The organism is Hahella sp. HN01, from assembly GCF_018986435.1.
Taxonomy (GTDB): Bacteria; Pseudomonadota; Gammaproteobacteria; order Pseudomonadales; family Oleiphilaceae; genus Hahella.
On record NZ_JAHMIN010000079.1, the window covers coordinates 1 to 4,917 of the forward strand.

Here is a 4,917-nt window from a genome sequence, read left to right on the forward strand (position 1 = left end):
GGTATGGCCTTAACTATGACCAATATTATGGAGGGCATTAATGTCTGCACGTACTGATCCCAATCTTGGATTGAACTACGGTTGGAGCACGGGGGAATCGGGATGGGCTGCGGGGATGGACGCTAACCTTAAACGCCTGGGCGCGTTGGTGAGCTTATCCGTCAAGGGGCGACACCTGAGCGCTCCGCCTGCTACGGCTCAGGACGGCGATCGTTATCTGATTCCCGTCAACGCGACTGGGGAATGGAAAGACAAGGCCGGCCAGGTCGCCGTCCGTATTCAAAACGCCTGGGACTATTACACGCCTAAAACGGGCTGGCTGTGCTTTGTAGAAGAGGAAGCCAGGCTTTGCGCTTACACCGGAACGGATTGGAGCGCCGGCGTATCACTCTGACGCCGACAGTGTCCCAACAACCTAAAAAAACGATCTAAACTTTCTTTGGAGTTCCCTAATGACGGAGACGAATCTCTCTGTGCCCGAAGATATCCTGCTGTTGCGGCGGGAAGAACTGGACGAACTACTCGATCATGCTGCGGAAAAAGGCGCCTTGCGCGTGCTATCTCATCTTGGCTTGGAGAACGGTCATGCCGCTCGCGACATCAGAGAACTGCGAGACTTGCTTGAAGCTTGGCGCGATGCTCGACGCACTGCCTGGCGCACGCTGGTGAAAGCCATGACGACCGGGCTGTTAGCGGCATTTTTGGTCGGTGCGGCGATTAAGTTGAAACTGTTTCAGTCTTAATCGCGCAAGGAGCAAACGATGATTGAGGCAATGATGATCCGCGATGAAGTTCACTCGGGGTGTATTCTCAGTACGCTGACAGTGAAAGGGGCGACGTTTCAGATCCTTGAGCGGCCCTGGTTGGATAACCGGCCAAAAGTGAGCTGTATACCTGCAGGCGTCTATGAAGCGACCTTTATGGAGCGCTCCAGCAGCGGCAAGTACAAGAACGTGTACTGGCTGCAGGATGTGCCAGATAGAACCGGCATCCTGATTCACAATGGCAATATTGTCACTCACACACAGGGATGTCTTCTGATCGGCGATCGCCGTGGCTGGCTCTCAGGGAAACCCGCCGTCCTTAACTCTCGCTCAGCCCTTCATGCTTTCACCGAACTCCTGAATAAAGAGCCACTGCGGCTGACAATTCAAGGGGAACACTAATGCTGGAAGGACTGCTGGCGCTGTTTTCCTCGTCAGGGTTAGGCGCGTTGGTGGGTATGTTTGGGAGTTGGTTAACCAAACGAGAAGAACGCAAGGATCAGCAGTTCAGACTCACCTATGAGCTGAAAATGGCCACACTTCGCAAACAGGAAGCGGAGCTCCAGTACAACCATGAACTGGCGCTGGCGGACAAACAAATTCTAAGAGCGGACACGGAAGGGAGAATAAACAGAGATATCGCGGAGACCACGGCGTTCAAGGATGGGCTTAAAGAGCAGAGTCAAACTTATGGGATGTGGTTTGTGGACGCTATCCGGGGCCTGATGCGGCCTCTGATTACTGTCTATCTGCTTATTTTGGCGACGTTTGTCACCCTGAATATAAGCCGCCATCTCGGTGGCGTTGGCGCGCTGAGCCCGGTCGATTTAATGGCCCTGTACAAAGAGGCCATCGCGAAGATGTTATTTCTGACAACGACGGCCGTCACTTGGTGGTTTGGGTCAAGGCCAAGCCAATTACGAAAGGGTTAGTGAGTTCGTTACGTGCACATCACAGGATTTTTGAATACCCTCCGATGCGGCGCTCACACCAATCCGTGACTTGGTTGACACAGAGTTTTGAACACCCTCAGCGTGAATGAAAGGGAGTCTCAAAAAGAAAGTTCGATCACATATGTGTATGTTGCAAAAGAAACCTTCGAGAGTGAAAAAATACTTTAATCACCCAAGCATCAAATATGCGGCATAGAATGCCTATATTGATGCCTGGTTAATAGCTTCAAAATTCCAGTCATGGCAGTTCAGCCCAAATAATGACATGTTATGCTCTATAACACCGACTAAACCCGCTTTTAATTCAGGACACAACTCGCCACTAACTTTGAAAGATATTTCCGCCACTGAATCTTTTAAAGGTGTAATTGTTACCTCACTGTACCTGTAAATAAAGTAATACTCGGCTTCCTTAGGAATAGGGGTAGGCCCTAGTGCGACGGTTACACTCACAACTTTATTATTCATCGTGCTTCCAATTTCCAACGCGCGTAGGAACACCTTGAACAGGCCCAACTACAAGAAACTCATACTCGCTGCCAAATGCCCTTAATGCATCGACACTGAAATGTGTTTTTCTATCTGGGCTTTTGAATATCCTAAAAGACATTATACTAGCTTTTATAACGACTCCTTTTAAATTCATATGTCTCGTTGCATGATCTTTTGCTATTTGCCTTCTTGCTGACCACGAAGAAAATGGGGTGCTAAAGTGAGTGCCCGTATTATGATCAGATGCAGCACTGTCTCGCTCTTCAGCAGATAAAAACAAGCCACCCCACCCTCCAGGAACATATCCCTTTATAGCATCTCCAAAGTTTTCATGCTCCTGGTTTACTCCTCGATACAGTGTCCGCTCTTTAAGATACTTCTTAAACCTTTTACTTTTAGCAAGCAGCTTCAGTAGCTTTCCTCCAGCGTAGCTTGCCAGTACAGCAAACCCTATTTGCTTCGCAGAAGCTTGGTCAAAAGAAAGCGGATCTGATCCTGAGAAGTGGCCGTATAAGGCTGTCCCTAAGTCATATCCGCTGCTGGCTGCGGATGCAAGCGATGCAGTAATATTTAAACCTGCACCTATACTCCCCAGAGAAAAGTGACCAGTAGGATCTATATGACCAACCGGATCAGCATTCGCATACAAGTACTTATGCAACGTAACAGGATCATGATTTCGCCCCATCCATGTATCCATCTGCGTAAACCGTCCCTGCTTCTGGTCGTAATACCTCGCCCTTAGGTAGTACTGATCCAGGGATGCATCGTATTGCTCTCCGGTGTACAGGTAGCTGTTCGGGGTGTCTCCTTCGCTGTGCAGCAGGATGCCGAAGGCGTCGTAGTGGTAGTTGTCGGTTTGGACGCCGGTCTGGTTTGTTAAAGAGCGGACGGAGCCTTGGCCGTCGTAGACATAGTAGCTGACGTCGCCAGCTCTTGCCTGGCTTAGCAGGTCGTCGCCGTAGACGTAGCTGACTTGTTTGACGCCGTTGACGACTTCTTGCAGCACCTGTGCGTAGTCGCGGTTCTGGTCGACGATAAAGTCGGTGGTGGCGCCGCTTGCCGCTTTCCGGGTGCGAATGCTATCCGGGTTATAACCGAAGCTGGTGGTCTCTCCCGCTTTGGTTACCGCGAGGAGTTTATTCTTCGCGCTGTAGGTGTAACGAGCGGTGACCAGACCGTCTTCGGTTTCCGTCAGCGTATTGCCGTTGGCGTCATACGCGTAGGTGACGCCGCCCTGTTGCGTCAGGCGGTCATTGTCGTCATAGCTGTAGGCGGTGTGGACACCGTCGATGATGCTGTAGGTGCGGTTGCCGACSTTGTCGAAGCGGTATTCCGCGCTGTAGTCGCCATTGACCGGATCGCTGATGGCGTCATGCGTCAGGCGATACAGGGCGTCGTAGGTATAGGTCGACACCCGGCCGTTGTGCAGCTCTTCGTTTTGCTCCCGTCTCCCCGTGCTGTGCAGGGTGTAACGGTAGTCGGCGATGACATTGCCCGCCGCATCCGTCGTGGTTTGACGCGTCAGTCGGTTCAAGGCGTCGTAGACATAGGCGGGGGTTTGGCCGTTGGCTTGCGTCACGCTCTCACGGTTGCCCACCGCATCGTACAGGTAGGTCGTCGGTTCCGCTTTACCCTGGTGGGTGACGGTGGCGGAGGTTTTATTGCCCGCCTTGTCATAGCTTCAGCGCATCGTATTGATAACGGGTCGTTCCCTTGGCGGTCAGACGAGGCCAATGTCTTTATAGGTAAAAGTCTCGGCCTTGCCATCTGCGCGTCCGTTTTTCGCCGTTGTCGTTAGGTGCTGAGGAAATATTTTTCTATGTGCCGTTGTTTAATATTTGCCCTCCACATACAACACATCCTCGCTGAATCGGGAAAATACAGGAGACTAAACTTTAGTAAATATCCTCTTCATCAAATGAGTACTTTCCTGGGTCAATCCTTATATTTTCAAAGTTATTTAATAAGTTAATAACTTCCTGCCTATTCATAGTCTTTGAATATGTGGCAGATGTCATTATTTCGACATAGTATCCCTTCTCGTTTACCGTCAACGTTGTTCTGCTTGTGTCTTCTTCCACATAAATAAACACGAAGTCTGTTCCCTCATACTTTAAATCATTTACAAGAGAAAAAGCCTCATCCAAATTATTAGTTAAAGGTGAATTTCGTGACGACCTATATTTTTTAGCCGACTCAATTGTGTAGTAAATGCAGTACATTAATATTCACCGCTAGTTCTCAATTTCAAACCCATTTTGACAAAAACAACAATAGGCACGCCGTCTTCCTAGAACTGCAAACCCATTCGCTCCGGGATCAACGTAATAGGCCCACGTCCATCGTATATCTTTTATTCTGGCCCCCTTAAATAATAGCTTATCGGCTGCGCGCCCAGGGGAATCGCGCTTCTCTTATTGCCAGAAATTCTAACTAAGCCAGTACTCTTACGCTTATTTTTTCCCAAGCTTTATACAGTGCAGCTGAAACCTGGGCTTTTGACCACCGATCAGGGAACATTGTAGTTACTTTCTTAAGTCTATATCTTTTGGTTTCGTCATCCCATATTTCGGCAGATGCCATATAAACCCCGTTCTTTCTTAGCCCCCACCGCTTAATTATTCTTGTGGCCTTAGATCCAAACATGTAATGAGAATCCGCAGAGCTATGGAATCCCTTAGCAGTACGATTTACTATTTCACCTT

8 protein-coding genes are annotated in these 4,917 nt (G+C 49.4%); 4 read left to right on the plus strand and 4 right to left on the minus strand.

Annotated elements, in window-relative coordinates:
* Positions 1–40: 40 nt before the first annotated feature.
* The 4 genes from KP814_RS31820 to KP814_RS33040 are packed head-to-tail and all read left to right on the plus strand — an operon-like array spanning position 41 to position 1,696.
* Complete coding sequence (locus KP814_RS31820; protein WP_216740557.1) at positions 41–394, plus strand: DUF2793 domain-containing protein; 354 nt, start codon at positions 41–43, stop codon at positions 392–394.
* A gap of 58 nt (positions 395–452) precedes the next feature.
* Positions 453–743, plus strand: coding sequence for a DUF6127 family protein (locus tag KP814_RS31825; protein ID WP_011399364.1), 291 nt, complete (start codon positions 453–455; stop codon positions 741–743).
* A gap of 18 nt (positions 744–761) precedes the next feature.
* Positions 762–1,166 (plus strand): DUF5675 family protein, encoded by a 405-nt coding sequence (locus tag KP814_RS31830; protein WP_216740558.1) that lies wholly within the window; start codon positions 762–764, stop codon positions 1,164–1,166.
* Positions 1,166–1,696: a hypothetical protein gene (locus KP814_RS33040; RefSeq protein ID WP_253938793.1), complete on the plus strand. Its 531-nt coding sequence runs from the start codon at positions 1,166–1,168 to the stop codon at positions 1,694–1,696. The genes KP814_RS31830 and KP814_RS33040 overlap by 1 nt, the downstream gene beginning before the upstream one ends.
* A gap of 222 nt (positions 1,697–1,918) precedes the next feature.
* Here the strand turns inward: KP814_RS33040 and KP814_RS31840 are convergent, their stop codons facing one another.
* The 4 genes from KP814_RS31840 to KP814_RS31855 form a co-directional block, all read right to left on the minus strand.
* Complete coding sequence (locus KP814_RS31840; protein WP_216740559.1) at positions 1,919–2,185, minus strand: hypothetical protein; 267 nt, start codon at positions 2,183–2,185, stop codon at positions 1,919–1,921.
* Complete coding sequence (locus KP814_RS31845) at positions 2,178–3,791, minus strand: RHS repeat-associated core domain-containing protein (RefSeq protein WP_371824108.1); 1,614 nt, start codon at positions 3,789–3,791, stop codon at positions 2,178–2,180. Before KP814_RS31845 ends, KP814_RS31840 begins: the two co-directional genes overlap by 8 nt.
* A 316-nt stretch (positions 3,792–4,107) precedes the next feature.
* Positions 4,108–4,434 carry a hypothetical protein gene (locus tag KP814_RS31850; RefSeq protein ID WP_216740560.1) on the minus strand — a complete coding sequence of 109 codons (327 nt, stop codon included), beginning with the start codon at positions 4,432–4,434 and terminating at the stop codon, positions 4,108–4,110.
* Positions 4,435–4,645: 211 nt separating this feature from the next.
* The coding region (locus KP814_RS31855; RefSeq protein ID WP_216740561.1) for an EndoU domain-containing protein at positions 4,646–4,917 on the minus strand (272 nt) is incomplete at its 5' end.